Source organism: Bradyrhizobium sp. USDA3516 (assembly GCF_057651995.1).
On the sequence record NZ_JBYGYN010000001.1, the window covers coordinates 422,690 to 439,267 of the forward strand.

The following is a 16,578-nucleotide window of genomic DNA, read 5'->3' on the forward strand; positions in this document are numbered from 1 at the left end:
CCCTACTCCCACTCAATCGTGCCCGGCGGCTTGCTGGTCACGTCGTACACCACCCGGTTCACGCCCTTCACCTCGTTGATGATGCGCGTCGCGGTCTCGCCCAGAAACTTCATGTCGAACTGGTAGAAGTCCGCGGTCATGCCATCGGTCGAAGTCACGGCGCGCAGGCCAACCACATAATCATACGTGCGGCCGTCGCCCATGACGCCGACCGTCTTCACTGGGAGCAGCACGGCAAACGCCTGCCAGATCTCGTCGTAGAGGCCGTGCTTGCGGATCTGGTCGATGTAGACGGCGTCGGCCTTGCGCAGGATGTCGAGTTTATCGCGCGTGATCTCGCCGGGGCAGCGGATGGCGAGGCCCGGGCCCGGGAACGGGTGGCGGCCGACGAAGATTTCGGGCAGACCCAGCTCGCGGCCGAGCTTGCGCACCTCGTCCTTGAACAGCTCACGCAGGGGCTCAACTAGCTTCATGTTCATGCGCTCGGGGAGGCCGCCGACATTGTGGTGCGACTTGATCGTCACCGAGGGGCCGCCCGTGAAGGAGACGCTCTCGATTACATCAGGGTAGAGCGTGCCTTGCGCCAGGAAGTCGGCGCCACCGATCTTCTTGGCCTCGGCCTCGAACACCTCGATGAAGAGGCGGCCGATGGTCTTGCGCTTGGCTTCGGGGTCGGTGACGCCCTCCAGCTCGCCCAAAAACTGTTTCGAGGCATCCACGTGCGCGAGCGGGATGTTGTAGTGGTGGCGAAAGAGGTCGACGACCTGCTCGGCCTCGTTGAGGCGCATCAGGCCGTGATCGACGAAGACGCAGGTGAGCTGGTCGCCGATGGCCTCGTGGATGAGGACGGCCGCAACGGCCGAATCGACGCCGCCGGAGAGGCCGCAGATCACCCTGCCCTTGCCGACCTGCGCGCGGATCTTGGCGATCTCCTCCTCGCGGAAGGCGCGCATGGTCCAGTCGCCGGAAAGGCCCGCGATCTTGCGCACGAAGTTGCGGATGAGCTTTGCGCCGTCGGGCGTGTGCACCACTTCGGGGTGGAACATCAGGCCGTAATATTTGCGTGTCTCGTCCTGGATGATCGCGAACGGCGCGTTCGGCGAGGTGCCGGCGACGGAGAAGCCCGGCGGCATCCTGGTGATGCGGTCGCCATGGCTCATCCAGACCTGGTTCTTGCTGCCTGACGACCAGACGTCGGCGAACAGCTGGCTCTCGGCCTTGACCTCGACATCGGCGCGGCCGAATTCGCGGTGATGGCCGCCCTCGACCTCGCCCCCGAGCTGGGCCGCCATGGTCATCTGGCCGTAGCAGATGCCCATCACCGGCACGCCGGAATCGAAGATCAATTGCGGGGCGCGGGGCGAGCCGGCCTCGTGCACCGATTCCGGGCCGCCGGAAAGGATCACCGCTTTCGGCTTCATCTCGTTGAAGGCCTCTTCGGCCTTGTTGAACGGGACGATCTCGCAATAGACGCCGTCCTCGCGCACGCGGCGCGCGATCAGCTGCGTCACCTGGCTGCCGAAGTCGACGATGAGAATCTTGTCGTGCGCCGAGGCCACCGAGGGCGTCGACGCGGAGCGGTCGTTCTGTGCTGCTGTCATGGCCAGCAGATACGCTGGTGCGGCCCGGGCCGCAACCGCGCGGGCGTGCGCGCCCACATGCTTCTTTGGGCATGGACAAAGTGATATAGGTAAGTATTATTGACATATATGCCCCAGCGCCCGAACAGGGACTGATCAGGGAGAGCGTCCATGTCACAGCACCATACGCCTTCAACGCTGGCGGCCCTCGGCCGCACTTGGGTCGAGGCTTGGAATACGCGCGATCTCGCGCTCTATGACGAGGCCGCCGTGATGACATCGGACCGCATTCCCATGCTGGGGTTCGCTGCCAGCGGCACCGTGCGCGGCAAGGACGCGCTTCGCACCTATTGGGGCAAGGCGCTCGGTTTCGTGCCGAACCTGCATTTCACCCTGATCGACCTGTTCGTCAGCCCCGACAGCGTCGTGGTGTTCTACGAGAACGAGCGGGGCAAGAAGATCTGCGAATATCTCCGGGTGAACGATGCCGAGCTGATCGTGCAGGGGTCGGCAAATCATTTGGTGGATTGAGGCTCGCTGCGTTGGACGGTGCAGGCGACAGCGCGCGCTAACACAGCACCCGCCGGCTCGAAGATAGGACCTCTCCCATGAAGCTTCCCACCTCCCCCTTTACCGTCACCGACTGGAGCAAGGTCGCGCCGACCACGCATCCCGGCGAGAGCGGCGAGGCCACATGGCGCACGCTCAACATCGGCGAGCTCCGGGTGCGGATGGTGGAATACTCGCCGGGCTATCTCGCCGATCATTGGTGCGATCGCGGCCACGTGCTCTACGTGCTGAAGGGCGAGCTCGACTCGGAGCTGCGCGACGGGCGCAAATTCAAGCTCACGGCGGGGATGAGCTACCAGGTATCGGATTTCGGCGACGCCGCGCACCGGTCCTCGACGACGACGGGCGCCACGCTCTTCATCGTGGACTGAGACGCGAGAGCGCGGCTCATTTGCACCGCAAAATAGCAAAGTCGCGCGACATCCCGAGCCACGGGTGGTGCCTTGAAGTGGCCCCAAATTCTCGCTATATTGTGATCATCGATACTTGGCCGAACGACTGGGCCGCTTCGCTTCGTTACAGACGGGCGCGCACGCTTCAGATGACTTCTCCAAACATCGACTGAACAGGATCATGGGCGCAGCGACGCGTACCGGTCCGCGTGCGTACCATCTCTAACAAAGGAAATTCCCATGGCTATGGGCACCGTGAAGTGGTTCAACACCCAAAAGGGTTATGGTTTCATCCAGCCGGACGACGGCCAGAAGGACGTATTCGTGCACATCAGCGCCGTCGAGCGCGCCGGCCTCTCCACCCTCAATGAGGGCCAGAAGGTCTCGTTCGACATCGTCGCCGATCGCCGCAGCGGCAAGTCCTCGGCTGACAATCTCCGCGTCGGCTAACGCCCTCGCACCGTTCTGACCGCGGACGTACCGGCAGAACGCTAGAACTCGAAAGCCCCGCGACCGGGATCGGTCCGCGGGGTTTTTGTTTGTTCCGGTCATTCCGGGGCTCGCGAAGCGAGAGCCCGGAATCCGTCGAACCGCACACACTGCCGCACCATGGATTCCGGGCCCGCCCTGCGGACGCCCCGGAACGACGGCGGAGGGATATCAACCAACCTTCTTCAGCACCGACACGAAAAACCCATCCGTCCCGGTCCGGCGCGGTGTCATCAGCCAGCCTTCAGCGGACTGCAGCGCGGCTGCGCCAAAGGCTTCCGCCTTGTCCCAGAGCACGCTCGCGGTCTGCTCGGGCGGGGCGACCGTGAACTCGCCATGACGGCCGACGAACGCCCTCACCTGCTCGCCGTTCTCCTCCGCCAGCACCGAGCAGGTGATGTAGGCGATGCGGCCGCCCGGCTTGACCAGCGGCACCGCACGCTCCAGCACCTCGGCCTGGTCGCGCAGGCGGATCTCGAGCGCGCCGGGGCGCATTCGCCACTTGGCATCGGGATTGCGGCGCCAAGTGCCGGTTCCCGTGCAGGGCGCGTCGATCACGACGACGTCGGCGGAGCCGCGGATGTCGGCAAGCGGATCGGCCTCGCCCTTGGGCGTGCGGATTTCGGCATTGTGGACGCCGGCGCGCGACAGCCGCTCGTGGATCGGCGCAAGCTGGCGCTTGTCGCGGTCGGTCGCGATCAGCCGGCCCTTGCCCTGCATCAGGGCGGCGAGCGCCAGCGTCTTGCCGCCGGCGCCGGCGCAGAGATCGATCACCTGCTCGCCGGGTTTTGCCGCGGTGAACTGGGCCGCAAGCTGAGATCCCTCATCCTGCACTTCAATTGCGCCCTTGATGAAGTCCTCTTCCGCCTGGATGCCGGGGTTGCGCGCATCCGCCGACAGCTCGATGCGGAGGCCGGTTGCGGACCAGGGCGTCGGTTTTGCATGAAGATGAGAAAGCGCCTTCAGCGCCTTGTCACGGTTGGATTTTAGCGTGTTGACGCGCAGGTCAAGCGGCGCCCGGCTGGCCATCGCGGCCGCCTCCGCGGCGCGGTCCTCGCCGAACACTTTTGCAAGGTGCGGGTCGAGCCACTCCGGGTAGTCGCCGGCGACGGCGGTCGGGGCGTCCTTAAGGGAGCGCGAGGCGAGCGCAGCCTGCTCGGCCTCGGTCAGCGGCGCCGGCGCAAAGCGGCTGCCGTCAAACAAGGCACCCATGGTCGCCGTGTCCATGTTGCGCTCGAGGCGGAGCATGCCGATCAGCCGGGCCCGCGCGGTATCGGAATCCATCAGCCAGGCGCTCGAGGTGTAGCGGCGCAGCACATCCCAGACGAGGCCGGCGATGGCGGCGCGGTCGCCGGAACCGGCGAAGCGGTGCGCGGTGCCCCACTCCTTCAGCGCCTTCGCCGCGGGCACGCGGTCCTTCTCGATGGTGTCGATCAGTTCGATGGCTGCGGACAGCCGGGCAGCAGGGGTCATTCGGGTTCTTTCAAATGGTGCGCAAGCGCCCAAAGCGCGATGCGATTAGGATGAATCGCGCTTTAGGTTATTGTTTGAGCATGATCTTTTCGGAAAACCGCTTCACACTTTTCCGGATCATGCTCTAGATCAGCAGCAAGAGCTTCAGCGCGAAGTAGATCCACATCGCGAGCAGCACCAGCACGCCGGCGAGCCAGACCATGGAGCGGCGGCCGAGATCGTTGGAGGAGACGAACACGCCGGCATGGGCAAAGCGCGTCACCACGAAGACCCAGGACATCAGCACGATGAAGAGGTCGGCGCGGCGCAAGGGCAATGCCAGCGCGATCAGGACGTAGAACAGCACCGGCAGCTCGAACTGATTGCGGTAGCAATTGGCGATTTGTGTGGCGCCCTTCGGCCAGTTCGGCTCGCCCAGCGCAATGTCTCGGATCTTGGTCTCGCCGGAGACCAGCGTCTTGCGGCGCGCCAGAACCATGCCGATCAGCAGCGCGAAGGTGAGAGCGACCTGCACGAAGACCGGCAGCAGGACCATTTGAACGGACATCGGAACTTTCCCGTAAAGGCGAAATGCCGCCGACGTCATTAGCCGCGACTTCTGGCGCTGACAATGAACGACTTGAACCGGCGTTCCCGCTTCCGCGACCAACCCCAGATTGTTAAAGCGATTTCGGCCCTTGGGCTCCGAGGCCAGACAGCCATGAATTCCTTGTCCAGCTTCTTCAGCGAAGCCGCCGCGGGCCAGCTCGGCATCCTGATGTCGGCGCTGTCAGGGATTGCGGCAGCGCTCGCGGTCGCGTTGGCCATGACGGTCTACTTCCGCCTCGGCTATCGGACCTGGCGCGACGTCATCAGGCATGGCCTGGCGTCCTTGGCCGCACTCGCGCTGTTCGCCTTTGCCGCCTACGACATGCGTCACGCTGCGCTCGCCTATCTCGGCCTCAATCCCTCCAAGCCCGCCGTCGAGTTCGAGATCCGCATGCCCCGGGAGATGCTGACGGCGGTGACCGACAGCCAGATCGAGCTGCACACCGACCGTAACCAGACATTGGCGCTGGTGGACGGTGTCCGCGACCTCTCCGACGGCCGGGCCGTGCTGCGCGGCGCAGTGGTGCTCAACCATCGCACGGCCGATCGCGTTCTCGTCGTGAACCTCTCAGGCAAGGGCGTCTTCGAGTTCCGCCTCCGCCTGCCGGCCGAGCCGCATCGCTCCGGCCAGTTCGGCCCCTGGCACCTCGCCGACCGCATTGCCGCCCCGCTCGCCGGTGCGGTCGCCCCGCAGGACGGATACACCATCCGCTACCGCGTGCTTTAAACTTTGTTCGCTGCGATCCATGCCCGCCCCGTCATCGTTCCGACGCGCGGCGACCGGTAGGATGATCGCATGTCCGAATTTCACCTCACCCAGATTTCCGACACCCATCTCGGCCGGCGCTTCCCCGGCCTGATCGCCAACTTCGCGGCGATCAGCGAGCACATCGACGCCGGCAGGCCCGATCTCGTCGTCAACACCGGCGACGTTTCGTTCGACGGGCCGACCAGCCGCGAGGACGTGGAATTTGCCAAAGGCCTGCACGACGCCCTGCCCGTCACCTGCCGCTATCTCCCCGGCAATCACGATATCGGGGACAATCCGACCGCGATCGGGCCGGCGCCGAAGCCGCCGGTCAGCGAGACGCACCGCCGGCAGTTCTGCGACATCATCGGCGAAGATCATTGGGCGTTTGACGCCGCGGGCTGGCGCTTCATCGGCCTCAATTCGCTTGTGATGAATTCGGGCCTCGCCTTCGAGGCTGAGCAGCTCGACTGGTTGTCTCAGGAAATCTCGCGCGTGAACGGCAGGCCGGTCGCGCTGTTCCTGCACAAGCCGCTGTTTCTCAACCTGCCCGACGACCCCGAGACGCCAGAGACGTCGATCCGCTACGTGCCGCAGCCGGCGCGGGCGCAGCTGATCGAGATGTTCGGCAAGGTCGACCTGCGTCTCATCGCCAGCGGCCACGTACACCAGCGCCGCGACTTCACCTTCCGCCACACCCGCCACGTCTGGGCGCCGTCAGCGGGCTTCGTCATCAACGATCGGCGACAGGAGCGCATCGCGATCAAGGAGGTCGGTCTCGTCGAATACCGCTTCCAACCCGACAGCCTCGAAGTCCGTCACGTCAGGGCCGCGGGTCAGCGCGATGTCGATATCGAGGAATTGCTGGCTCAGATCGGCAAGGGGTGACTTACGCGACGCTCTTGAGATCCTGCTGGATCGCGGCGAGCAGGGATTGCAGCGCCGCACTGTTTACGGGCTCGGCTTCGGTGCCGGGTGGCTGAACAGCGGCGCGCTGTGCGGCTTTCACGGGACGCTTCGGGAATGGCGGTGGCGCAGGCGCTGCGGCCGGCGCGAAATAGCCCTCGTCCTCGGCGTGGACGAACTTGCCATGGATGACGTCGTCGCGACGGCCCATGATGAACATGGTCGCCCAATAGCCGGCGGCCAGCAGGATGACGCAGAAAATACCAATCTCTAACATCGCAGCACCTAAAATATGCGCGATGATTCAATGCCTTCGTCCGGCCGTCAATGAACCGGCGGTCACACCTGCGGCTTTTGCGGGCAGGTGTGACCATTTGGTGACTCTTTGTTAACTATCTCCACGCGGCGTGGGGCCGTGGGGCCACGTGAGTCCCATTCCCTGTCGCCTAAAGCGCGATGCATGCTATCGCGCTTTAGGTTGTCGTTTGGGCATGATCTTTCCGGAAAACCGCTTCGCACTTTTCCGGATCATGCCTAGGCCTTGTCCGGCCCGACCCGGACCAGTTGCTTGCCGAAATTGGCTCCCTTCAGCAGCCCTATGAAGGCGCCGGGGGCGCTTTCCAGGCCCTCGGTGACAAACTCCTTGTACTTGACCTTGCCGTCGCGAACCCAGCCGGACATGTCGCGCAGGAAGTCGCCATGGCGGGCGGCGAAGTCGGAGACGATGAAGCCGCGGAAGGTCAGCCGCTTGGTCAGCGTCGCGCGCATCAGGCTGGCCGCCCATTTCGGCGGCTTGGCCTCGGTGTCGTTGTAATGGGCGATCAGGCCGCAAACCGGCACGCGCGCAAACGGGTTCAGCAGCGGGAATACCGCCTCGAACACCGCACCGCCCACATTCTCGAAATAGACGTCGATACCCCCAGGGCAGGCGTCCTTCAGCCTGGCGGCGAGATCGGGATCGCGGTGATCGATGCAGGCATCGAAGCCGAGCTCCTTCACCACGTAGTCGCACTTGTCCTTGCCGCCGGCGATGCCGACCGCACGGGCGCCCTTGATCTTGGCAATCTGCCCCACTGCCGAGCCGACCGCGCCCGACGCACCGGCAACGACGACGGTCTCGCCCGGTTGCGGCTTGCCGATGTCGAGCAGGCCCGTATAGGCGGTCATGCCGGGCATGCCGAGCACACCGATCGAGGTCGAGATCGGCCCGAGCTTGGGATCGACCTTGATCAGGCCCTTGCCGTTCGAGATCGCATGGGTCTGCCAGCCGGAGCGGATGCGCACGATGTCGCCGACCGCGAAATCGGGATTGTTGGAGCTTGCGACCTCGCTGACCGCCTCGCCTTCCATCACGCCGCCGACCGGCACCGGAGCTGCGTAGGACGGCCCTTCGCTCATGCGCCCGCGCATATAGGGATCGAGCGACAGCCAGATCGTGCGCAGCAGGACTTCGCCCTGTCCCGGTGTTGGAGCGGCGAATTCCTCCAGGCGAAAATCAGACGGCTTGGGTTCGCCGACAGGACGCGCGGCGAGAACGATGCGTTTGGCGCTATGTTGACCTTGGGCCATGGCTTCCTCCGGATTGCTTTGTCGGCGGGAGCGAAGCGGAGGGAGAGAAGCGCGTCAATATAAAAGCGATGGAGCGGTTATGCAGAGACGTACACAGCTCTCGTGTCCCGGACGCGCTGCAACGTGAAACGTTGCTGCGCAGAACCGGGACCCAGAGCGCAACACGGCAGAACCCGGAGGCGTGGGCCCCGGCTCTGCAGCGCATCACCGAAGTGGTGCTGCGCTGCGTCCGGGGCACGAGGCCGGCGCCTAACCCCCGCCCGGATAGTTCGGGCTCTCGCGCGTGATGGTGACGTCGTGGACGTGGCTTTCGCGCAGGCCCGCGCCGGTGATGCGGACGAACTGGGCCTTGTCGTGCAGCTCCTTCATGTCGCGTGCGCCGACATAGCCCATCGCGGCGCGCAAGCCGCCGGCGAGCTGGTGCATGACGTTGCCGACCGGGCCCTTGTAGGGCACCTGGCCCTCGATGCCTTCAGGCACGAGCTTGAGCGTGTCCTTGATGTCCTGCTGGAAGTAGCGGTCGGCCGATCCACGCGCCATCGCGCCGACCGAGCCCATGCCGCGATAGGCCTTGTAGGACCGGCCCTGCCACAGGAACACTTCGCCGGGCGTCTCGTCGGTGCCGGCGAGCAGCGAGCCGACCATGGCGATGTCAGCGCCGGCCGCGAGCGCTTTCGCAAGATCGCCGGAATATTTGATGCCGCCGTCGGCGATGACGGGAACGTCGGCCTTTTTCGCCGCTTCGACCGCATCCATGATCGCGGTGAGCTGGGGCACACCGACGCCGGCGACGATGCGCGTGGTGCAGATCGAGCCCGGGCCGATGCCGACCTTGATGCAATCCGCGCCCGCATCGATCAGCGCCTGCGCGCCTTCCGTGGTGGCAACGTTGCCGGCGACGACCTGCACCGAATTGGACAGGCGTTTGATGCGGTTCACCGCCTGCAGCACGTGACGGGAATGGCCGTGCGCGGTGTCGACGACGACGAGGTCTACGCCGGCATCGATCAGCCGCTCGGTGCGCTCGAAGCCGGTATCGCCGACCGTGGTGGCGGCGGCGACGCGAAGACGCCCCTGTCCGTCCTTGCAGGCGAGCGGATGGGCAACCGCCTTCTCCATGTCCTTCACGGTGATCAGACCGACGCAGCGATATTGATCGTCGACGACCAGCAGCTTCTCGATGCGGTGCTGGTGCAGCATCCGCCGCGCCTCGTCCTGGTTGACATTCTCACGGACCGTGACGAGCCCTTCATGCGTCATCAGCTCGGAGACTTTTTGCCGGCGGTCGGTGGCAAAGCGCACGTCGCGGTTGGTGAGGATGCCGACCAGCTTGCCGGGCGTGTTCTTGCCGGCGCCGGTGACGACGGGAATGCCGGAGATGCCGTGATCGCTCATCAGCTTGAGCGCGTCGTCGAGCGTGGCGTCGGGGCTGATGGTGAGCGGGTTCACCACCATGCCGGACTCGTAGCGCTTGACCTGCCGCACCTGGGCGGCCTGGCCTTCGGGATCGAAATTGCGGTGGATGACGCCGAGGCCGCCGGCCTGCGCCATGGCGATCGCCATGCGGGCCTCGGTGACGGTGTCCATGGCCGAGGCCATGATCGGGATGTTGAGCGGAATGGCGCGGGTGACCCGGGAGCGGATGTCGACCTCGCCCGGCATGACGTCGGACAGGCCCGGCTTCAACAGCACGTCATCGAACGTAAAGGCTTCGCGGATGCCCTGAAGTTGCACCGTGGCCATCTGCCAACTCCTTCCTGCGGCCTTGCCGCAAATGCTAATGGATGAGCGCCGCCCTCGGCGTCCCTTGCGGCAACGCCTTGAGAATCGGAGCCCATCGGTGGGGTTGACGCGGGTCGATAGCACGGCCGCGTGACGAATCAAAGCAATTCGGGCCGCCGGCCAGCCATGCACAGGGGTTTTTGGGCCTCCAGGCGGGGACAGCCCATGCGCCAGCCCAACCCTGACCCGTCATTCCGGGGCGCGACGAAGTCGCGAACCCGGAATCCATCTCGCAGCAGCGCTGCGTCCCAATGGATTCTCAGGTGCGCAATTGCGCACCATAGCTCGCGCGAAGGGGCGCGCCCCAGAATGACGGCGGAGGGAGAAGGGACGCGCCCGGAATGACGGAAGACGGTCACACCGTTGTTACGCAGGATTAGGTGCCATGCATGGATCCGCAATGGTCGGCGGCGGACGGCGGTGATAAGCCGCAACTCCACCCCTCCTTCCGATTTCATTACCCTCATGGTCGACAAGCAACGCGTCATCCCGCTGATCGTGGCCACGGCTCTGTTCATGGAGAACATGGATTCGACCGTGATCGCGACCTCGCTGCCGGCGATCGCGGCCGATATCGGCACCAGCCCGCTGACGCTGAAGCTCGCGATCACCTCCTACCTGCTGTCGCTCGCAGTGTTCATTCCGGCGAGCGGCTGGACCGCCGACCGGTTCGGCGCGCGCATGGTGTTCGCGATCGCGGTCGGCGTGTTCATGGTCGGCTCGGTCGGCTGCGCGCTCTCGACCTCGGTCACCGATTTCGTGTTCGCGCGCATCCTGCAAGGCATGGGCGGCGCGATGATGACGCCGGTCGGGCGCCTCGTGCTGCTGCGCTCGGTCGACAAGAGCGCGCTGGTCAACGCCATGGCCTGGGTGACGGTCCCTGCCTTGATCGGCCCCGTGATCGGCCCGCCGCTCGGCGGCTTCATCACGACCTATGCGTCCTGGCACTGGATCTTCCTGATCAACATCCCGATCGGACTGCTCGGCATCTTCATGGCGCTACGCTTCATCGATCCCATCAAGAGCGAGACGCAGGAGCCGTTCGATCTCTACGGCATGGTGCTCTCTGGGCTGGGGCTCGCAGGCATCGCCTTCGGCCTTTCCGTCGCCGGCCTCAACCTGCTGCCATGGAGCACCGTGGCCGCGTTGATCGTGGGCGGCGCGATCTCGATGACGCTCTACGTCATGCACGCGCGGCGGACCGGATCGCCGGTGCTGGACTTCTCGCTGCTGAAGCTGCCAACGCTGCGCGCAGCGGTGTTCGGCGGCTTCCTGTTCCGGCTCGGCATCGGCGCGCTGCCGTTCCTGCTGCCGCTCCTGATGCAGATCGGTTTCGGCCTGTCGCCGTTCCATTCCGGCCTCGTCACCTTTGCCTCCTCGCTCGGGGCGATGGGCATGAAGACGCTGGCGGCGCGCATCATCCGCACCTTCGGCTTCCGCAACTTGATGACGGTGAACGCGATCGTCAGCGCGTTCTTTCTCGGCGTCTGCGCGCTATTCACGGTGACGACGCCGCTGCTCATCATCATGGTGATCCTGGTGGTCGGCGGTTTCTTCCGGTCGCTAGAGTTCACCGCGATCAACACAGTCGCCTATGCGGAGGTCGAGACCGCGCAGATGAGCCGCGCCACCACCCTCGTCAGCGTCAACCAGCAGCTCGCGATCTCGGCCGGCGTCGCCGTCGGCGCGGCCTGTGTCGAGACCACGATGTGGTTCAGCCATGTCAACGAACTCAACGCCACCGTGTTCGCGCCCGCCTTCGTCGTGGTGGCGCTGACCTCGGCGGCGTCGAGCTGGTTCTTCTGGCAGATGCCCGCGGACGCCGGCCACGAGATTTCGGGGCGCAAGGCGGTGGAGATCGCGAGCCGCAAGGGTGCCGGCAAGGGCGCCGAGAAGGCCGCGGTCAAGGCGGCGAGCGAGGACACGCAGGACGTGCGGGATCAGCGGCTGGGGTAGTTTTCGGTCTCGTCATTGCGAGCGAAGCAATCCAGACCGGTTCCGCGGAGGGATTCTGGATTGCTTCGTCGCTTCGCTCCTCGCAATGACGGAGGCTACGCCGCTGCCCCGCCGCGAAATCCCGTCGCCAGCACGTAGCGCTCCGAGGAATCCTGCCGGCTCGCCGCAGGCTTCACATGCCGCACGGTTGCAAAATCGCGCTTGAGCTGGGCCAGCAGTTCGGCGTCGGCGCCGCTCTGGAACGTCTTTGCCAAAAACGTGCCGCCGGGCTTGAGCACGTCGCAGGCGAAGGCCGCCGCCGTCTCGACCAGGCCGACGATGCGGAGCTGGTCGGTCTTGCGGTGACCGGTGGTGTTGGCGGCCATGTCGGACATCACGACGTCGGCTTTGCCGCCCAGCATCGCGGTCAGCTTCTCCGGCGCGTCGTTGTCCATGAAGTCGAGCTGCGCGAAATCGACGCCCGGAATCTCCGGCATCTCGAGCAGATCGATGGCGACGACCTTGCCCTTGCCTTCGGTCGAGCCGACGCGCTTTGCTGCAATCTGGCTCCAGCCCCCGGGCGCCGCGCCAAGATCGACCACGGCCATGCCGGGCTTCAGAAGCCGGAACTTGTCGTCCATCTCCAGGAGCTTGAACGCGGCGCGCGAGCGATAGCCCGCCGCCTTGGCCTTGGCGACGTAGGGATCGTTGAGCTGCCGCTCCAGCCACAGCTTCGACGACAATTTGCGCTTGCCGCCGGTCTTGACCTGAACGTGCAAGCGGCCGGTGGTGTCCTTGGCCATACTCACCAGCTCCTGAGCGCGCCGTCCTCGCGCATCATCTCGACCAGCATGCCCTCGCGCAAGCCGCGGTCGGCGACACGCAGGCGCGGCAGCGGAAAGGCGCGGCGGATGGCATCGAGGATGGCGCAGCCAGCGAGCACCAGATCGGCGCGCTCGACGCTGATGCAGCTGTTGGCGGCACGCTCCTCGTAGCTCATGCCGAGCAGCTTGTTGATGGTCGCGGTGAGGTCCGCATCGTTCATCCAAATGCTGTCGATGCGGCGGCGGTCGTAGCGCGCGAGGTTGAGATGGATGCCGGCCAGCGTCGTCACCGTGCCCGACGTGCCGAGCAGATGCATGTCGGCGAGATCGCGGCCGTGCTCCGCGGCGAAGGGCGCGACGTGGCTTGCGACCTCCTGCTCCATCGCCGCATAGATCTCCGGGGTAACGTCGCGTCCGCCGAACTGCTCGGCGAGCGTGACCACACCATAGGGGATCGACATCCAGGCTTTTATGCGCGGCTCCGGGTTTTCCGGGTCGCGCTCGATGCGCACCAGCTCGGTGGAGCCGCCGCCGATGTCGAACAGGATCGCACCGCGTCCCCTGGGATCGACCAGCGGCGAGCAGCCGAGCACGGCGAGTGCGGCCTCCGTCTCGCGGTCGATCACCTCGAGCTCGATGCCGGTCTCGGCCGCAACGCGGCTGCGGAAACCTTCCGCGTTCGAAGCCGCGCGGCAGGCTTCGGTCGCGATCAGCCGCAGCCGCCGCGCCTTCCGTAAATTGATTTTGTCGCGGCAGATGCTGAGCGCGGCGATGGCGCGCTCGATCGCGGCATCGCTGATGCACCCCGTCGCCGAGACGCCCTCGCCGAGCCGGATGATGCGCGAGAAGGAATCGACCACGCGAAAGCCGTCCTGGGTCGGACAGGCGATCAGCAGCCTGCAATTGTTGGTGCCGAGGTCCAGCGCCGCATAGACGCCGGTTCCCGGCGCCTGCGCGCCGACGGCCGGATCGGTGGCCAACGCCACCGCCGCCATCGACCCCTCCAGCTCGCTATGCGGCGCATGGCCGTCGCGGAGCCGCGTGTGGTCATTCATACAAACTGTCTTTCCGCGGCCGGTCGGGCCGGTCTGGAATTGATTATTCGCCTGAAACATTAGCAGCGCGGCAGGCCTGCGCAACAACGCATCACATGGGACCATGTCCAATCGTGCGTTGTCGTGAACGGGGGTGGTGGGTTATCTCAAGGGAGTCCGGTGCTCCGCTGCCGCGAAAATGCGCAAATGCCGGCTTTTCGGGTCAATTCCATGCAAGAACACACCAAATCGTCGACGCTCGAGAACGCTATTGCACTGCAAAAGTATGGCGTCGGGCAACCGGTCCGCCGCAAGGAGGATGACACCTTGGTACGCGGCAAGGGCCGCTACACTGACGATTTCAACCTGCCGAACCAGGCCTATGCCGTGGTCGTCCGCTCGACCCATGCCCATGGCATCATCCGCGGCATCGGCCTCGATGCCGCCAAGGCGATGCCGGGCGTGCTGGGGGCGTGGACCGGCAAGGATCTCGATGCCGCCGGCTACGGCCCCTTCACCTGCGGCCTGCCGCTGAAGAGCCGCGACGGCTCGCCCCTGCTCCAGACCAACCGCCAGCCGCTCGCGACCGACAAGGTCCGCTTCGTCGGCGATCCCGTCGCCTTCGTGGTGGCGGAGACGCTGGCCCAGGCGCGCGACGCGGCCGAGGCGGTCGAGCTCGACATCCAGCCGCTGCCGGCGGTGACGGACCCCGAGGCAGCCGCCAAGCCCGGCGCGCCGCAGCTCTATGACCACATCCCGAACAATGTGGCGCTCGACTACCATTATGGCGACATGGACAAGGTGAACGCGGCCTTCGCCAGCGCCGCCCATGTCACCAAGCTCGACATCGAGAACACCCGCGTCGCCGTGGTCTCGATGGAGCCGCGCGTGGGGCTTGCCTCCTACGACAAGAAGACCGAGCGCTACACGCTTCAGGTGCCGACGCAGGGCGTTGCCGGCAACCGCGCCAATCTCGCCAAGAACCTGAAGGTGCCGAACGAGAAGGTGCGCATCCTCACCGCCAATGTCGGCGGCTCCTTCGGCATGAAGAACATCAACTATCCAGAGTACATGTGCATTCTGTATGCGGCGAAGGCATTGGGACGCCCGGTGAAGTGGCTGGACGAGCGCTCGACCAGTTTCCTCTCCGACAGCCACGGCCGCGCGCAGAAGATCCACGCCGAGCTCGCGCTCGATGCCGAGGGGCACTTCCTCGCGGCCAAGCTGTCCGGTTACGGCAATCTCGGCGCCTACATCACCGGCGTCGCGCCGGGGCCGCTGTCGCTCAACACCGGCAAGAACTTCTCCAGCGTCTACCGCACGCCGCTGATGGCGGTCGACATCAAGACGGTGCTCACCAACACCACGCTGATGGGGGCCTATCGCGGCGCCGGCCGGCCGGAGGCGAACTATTACATGGAGCGGCTGATCGACCGCGCCGCCGACGAGATGGGCATCAACCGGCTGACCTTGCGCAAGCGAAACTTCATCAAGCCGAACCAGATCCCGTTCGCGGCGTCCTCTGGCGTCACCTATGACAGCGGCGACTTCCAGGCCGTGTTCAACAAGGCGCTCGAAATCTCCGACCACGAGAACTTCGCCAAGCGCAAGAAGGAGAGCAAGAAGGCCGGCAAGCTGCGCGGCATTGCGGTCGGCTCCTATCTCGAGGTCACCGCGCCGCCGAGCCCCGAGCTCGGCAAGATCGTGTTCGATCCTGACGGCACCGTGCAGCTCATCACCGGCACGCTCGATTACGGCCAGGGCCATGCCACTCCGTTCGCGCAGGTGCTGTGCGAGCAGCTCGGTGTTCCCTTCGAGAGCGTGAAGCTCGTGCAGGGCGACAGCGACATCGTCCACACCGGCAACGGCACCGGCGGCTCACGCTCGATCACTGCGACCGGCCAGGCCATCGTGGGGGCCGCCAAGCTCGTCATCGAGAAAGGCAAGCGCGCCGCCGCACATATGCTGGAAGCGTCCGAGGCCGACATCGAATTCGCCAATGGCAGCTTCACGATCGCCGGGACCGATCGCAGCATCGACATCATGGAGCTTGCCAAGCGCCTGCATGACGGCAAGGTGCCGGAGGGCGTGCCTGATACGCTCGATGTCGACCACACCAGCGATCCGGTCGCCTCGGCGTTCCCGAACGGCTGCCACGTCGCCGAGGTCGAGATCGACCCGGACACCGGTGTGGTGCAGATCGTGCGCTACAGCGCGGTCAACGATTTCGGCACGGTGATCAACCCGATGCTGGTCGCGGGCCAGCTCCATGGCGGCGTGGTCCAGGGCATCGGCCAGGCGCTGATGGAGCACATCCGCTACGACGAGAGCGGCCAGCCGATCACGGGCTCGCTGATGGACTACGCTCTGCCCCGCGCGGAGGACGTCCCCAACATGACCGTCGGCGATCATCCGGTGCCAGCCACCACCAATCCGCTCGGCAGCAAGGGCTGCGGCGAGGCCGGCTGCGCCGGCAGCCTGTCGACGGTGGTGAACGCGGTGCTCGATGCACTGTCCGACTACGGCATCAAGCACATCGACATGCCGCTGACCCCCGAGCGGGTGTGGCGCGCGATCCAGGAGGCGAAGGCCAAGGCGGCGTAAGGGCTGCCGGAGGGACGCTCGCCGTCTCCACACCCACAACTGTCATCGTCCGCGAAGGCGGACGATCCAGTATTCCAGAGACGG

The 16,578-nt window shown here is 65.5% G+C and carries 15 protein-coding genes; 7 read left to right on the top strand and 8 right to left on the bottom strand.

Going from position 1 to position 16,578, the window contains the following annotated elements:
- Positions 1 to 2: 2 nt before the first annotated feature.
- Positions 3 to 1,601 (bottom strand): glutamine-hydrolyzing GMP synthase, encoded by a 1,599-nt coding sequence (gene guaA, locus AC24YW_RS02290; protein WP_487481178.1) that lies wholly within the window; start codon positions 1,599 to 1,601, stop codon positions 3 to 5.
- A gap of 150 nt (positions 1,602 to 1,751) precedes the next feature.
- Between guaA and AC24YW_RS02295 the strand changes: the two genes are divergently transcribed.
- The 3 genes from AC24YW_RS02295 to AC24YW_RS02305 all read left to right on the top strand — a co-directional run bounded on the left by AC24YW_RS02295 (position 1,752) and on the right by AC24YW_RS02305 (position 2,992).
- Entirely contained in the window at positions 1,752 to 2,111 is a 360-nt protein-coding gene (locus AC24YW_RS02295) for a nuclear transport factor 2 family protein (protein WP_487481179.1), read from the top strand.
- A 77-nt stretch (positions 2,112 to 2,188) separates the two neighbouring features.
- On the top strand, positions 2,189 to 2,521 hold the full coding sequence (locus AC24YW_RS02300) for a DHCW motif cupin fold protein (RefSeq protein WP_487481180.1): 333 nt from the start codon (positions 2,189 to 2,191) through the stop codon (positions 2,519 to 2,521).
- Positions 2,522 to 2,782: 261 nt separating this feature from the next.
- Positions 2,783 to 2,992 carry a cold-shock protein gene (locus tag AC24YW_RS02305; RefSeq protein ID WP_015686739.1) on the top strand — a complete coding sequence of 70 codons (210 nt, stop codon included), beginning with the start codon at positions 2,783 to 2,785 and terminating at the stop codon, positions 2,990 to 2,992.
- Positions 2,993 to 3,202: 210 nt separating this feature from the next.
- On the opposite strand, the gene AC24YW_RS02310 is transcribed toward AC24YW_RS02305, so the two are convergent.
- Positions 3,203 to 4,504 (bottom strand): RsmB/NOP family class I SAM-dependent RNA methyltransferase, encoded by a 1,302-nt coding sequence (locus AC24YW_RS02310; protein WP_487481181.1) that lies wholly within the window; start codon positions 4,502 to 4,504, stop codon positions 3,203 to 3,205.
- A gap of 124 nt (positions 4,505 to 4,628) precedes the next feature.
- Entirely contained in the window at positions 4,629 to 5,051 is a 423-nt protein-coding gene (locus tag AC24YW_RS02315; RefSeq protein ID WP_487481182.1) for an MAPEG family protein, read from the bottom strand.
- Between the two features lie 153 nt (positions 5,052 to 5,204).
- Between AC24YW_RS02315 and AC24YW_RS02320 the strand changes: the two genes are divergently transcribed.
- Positions 5,205 to 5,819 carry an acriflavin resistance protein gene (locus AC24YW_RS02320; RefSeq protein ID WP_487481183.1) on the top strand — a complete coding sequence of 205 codons (615 nt, stop codon included), beginning with the start codon at positions 5,205 to 5,207 and terminating at the stop codon, positions 5,817 to 5,819.
- A gap of 69 nt (positions 5,820 to 5,888) precedes the next feature.
- Entirely contained in the window at positions 5,889 to 6,728 is an 840-nt protein-coding gene (locus AC24YW_RS02325) for a metallophosphoesterase family protein (protein ID WP_487481184.1), read from the top strand.
- A 1-nt stretch (position 6,729) separates the two neighbouring features.
- Here AC24YW_RS02325 and AC24YW_RS02330 read toward each other — a convergent pair whose 3' ends face one another.
- The 3 genes from AC24YW_RS02330 to guaB all read right to left on the bottom strand — a co-directional run bounded on the left by AC24YW_RS02330 (position 6,730) and on the right by guaB (position 10,058).
- Positions 6,730 to 7,023 (bottom strand): hypothetical protein, encoded by a 294-nt coding sequence (locus tag AC24YW_RS02330; RefSeq protein ID WP_487481185.1) that lies wholly within the window; start codon positions 7,021 to 7,023, stop codon positions 6,730 to 6,732.
- A 257-nt stretch (positions 7,024 to 7,280) separates the two neighbouring features.
- Complete coding sequence (locus tag AC24YW_RS02335; protein ID WP_487481186.1) at positions 7,281 to 8,315, bottom strand: NADP-dependent oxidoreductase; 1,035 nt, start codon at positions 8,313 to 8,315, stop codon at positions 7,281 to 7,283.
- Positions 8,316 to 8,564: 249 nt separating this feature from the next.
- Positions 8,565 to 10,058 (bottom strand): IMP dehydrogenase, encoded by a 1,494-nt coding sequence (guaB, locus tag AC24YW_RS02340; protein WP_157287764.1) that lies wholly within the window; start codon positions 10,056 to 10,058, stop codon positions 8,565 to 8,567.
- A 504-nt stretch (positions 10,059 to 10,562) separates the two neighbouring features.
- Here guaB and AC24YW_RS02345 point away from each other — a divergent pair.
- Positions 10,563 to 12,053 carry an MFS transporter gene (locus AC24YW_RS02345; RefSeq protein WP_487481187.1) on the top strand — a complete coding sequence of 497 codons (1,491 nt, stop codon included), beginning with the start codon at positions 10,563 to 10,565 and terminating at the stop codon, positions 12,051 to 12,053.
- A 95-nt stretch (positions 12,054 to 12,148) separates the two neighbouring features.
- Here AC24YW_RS02345 and AC24YW_RS02350 read toward each other — a convergent pair whose 3' ends face one another.
- Together AC24YW_RS02350 and AC24YW_RS02355 are read right to left on the bottom strand one after the other, a co-directional pair.
- Positions 12,149 to 12,835: an RlmE family RNA methyltransferase gene (locus AC24YW_RS02350; RefSeq protein WP_487481188.1), complete on the bottom strand. Its 687-nt coding sequence runs from the start codon at positions 12,833 to 12,835 to the stop codon at positions 12,149 to 12,151.
- A gap of 2 nt (positions 12,836 to 12,837) precedes the next feature.
- Positions 12,838 to 13,911: a Ppx/GppA phosphatase family protein gene (locus AC24YW_RS02355; protein WP_487481189.1), complete on the bottom strand. Its 1,074-nt coding sequence runs from the start codon at positions 13,909 to 13,911 to the stop codon at positions 12,838 to 12,840.
- 210 nt (positions 13,912 to 14,121) lie between these two features.
- Between AC24YW_RS02355 and AC24YW_RS02360 the strand changes: the two genes are divergently transcribed.
- Complete coding sequence (locus tag AC24YW_RS02360) at positions 14,122 to 16,494, top strand: xanthine dehydrogenase family protein molybdopterin-binding subunit (RefSeq protein ID WP_487481190.1); 2,373 nt, start codon at positions 14,122 to 14,124, stop codon at positions 16,492 to 16,494.
- The last annotated feature ends 84 nt before the right edge of the window (positions 16,495 to 16,578 follow it).

Excerpts from the sequence above, each read along its gene's own strand:
- guaA (WP_487481178.1), bottom strand. The coding sequence starts at position 1,601 with ATGACAGCAGCACAGAACGACCGCTCCGCGTCGACGCCCTCGGTGGCC.
- AC24YW_RS02295 (WP_487481179.1), top strand. The coding sequence starts at position 1,752 with ATGTCACAGCACCATACGCCTTCAACGCTGGCGGCCCTCGGCCGCACT.
- AC24YW_RS02300 (WP_487481180.1), top strand. The coding sequence starts at position 2,189 with ATGAAGCTTCCCACCTCCCCCTTTACCGTCACCGACTGGAGCAAGGTC.
- AC24YW_RS02305 (WP_015686739.1), top strand. The coding sequence starts at position 2,783 with ATGGCTATGGGCACCGTGAAGTGGTTCAACACCCAAAAGGGTTATGGT.
- AC24YW_RS02310 (WP_487481181.1), bottom strand. The coding sequence starts at position 4,504 with ATGACCCCTGCTGCCCGGCTGTCCGCAGCCATCGAACTGATCGACACC.
- AC24YW_RS02315 (WP_487481182.1), bottom strand. The coding sequence starts at position 5,051 with ATGTCCGTTCAAATGGTCCTGCTGCCGGTCTTCGTGCAGGTCGCTCTC.
- AC24YW_RS02320 (WP_487481183.1), top strand. The coding sequence starts at position 5,205 with ATGAATTCCTTGTCCAGCTTCTTCAGCGAAGCCGCCGCGGGCCAGCTC.
- AC24YW_RS02325 (WP_487481184.1), top strand. The coding sequence starts at position 5,889 with ATGTCCGAATTTCACCTCACCCAGATTTCCGACACCCATCTCGGCCGG.
- AC24YW_RS02330 (WP_487481185.1), bottom strand. The coding sequence starts at position 7,023 with ATGTTAGAGATTGGTATTTTCTGCGTCATCCTGCTGGCCGCCGGCTAT.
- AC24YW_RS02335 (WP_487481186.1), bottom strand. The coding sequence starts at position 8,315 with ATGGCCCAAGGTCAACATAGCGCCAAACGCATCGTTCTCGCCGCGCGT.
- guaB (WP_157287764.1), bottom strand. The coding sequence starts at position 10,058 with ATGGCCACGGTGCAACTTCAGGGCATCCGCGAAGCCTTTACGTTCGAT.
- AC24YW_RS02345 (WP_487481187.1), top strand. The coding sequence starts at position 10,563 with ATGGTCGACAAGCAACGCGTCATCCCGCTGATCGTGGCCACGGCTCTG.
- AC24YW_RS02350 (WP_487481188.1), bottom strand. The coding sequence starts at position 12,835 with ATGGCCAAGGACACCACCGGCCGCTTGCACGTTCAGGTCAAGACCGGC.
- AC24YW_RS02355 (WP_487481189.1), bottom strand. The coding sequence starts at position 13,911 with ATGAATGACCACACGCGGCTCCGCGACGGCCATGCGCCGCATAGCGAG.
- AC24YW_RS02360 (WP_487481190.1), top strand. The coding sequence starts at position 14,122 with ATGCAAGAACACACCAAATCGTCGACGCTCGAGAACGCTATTGCACTG.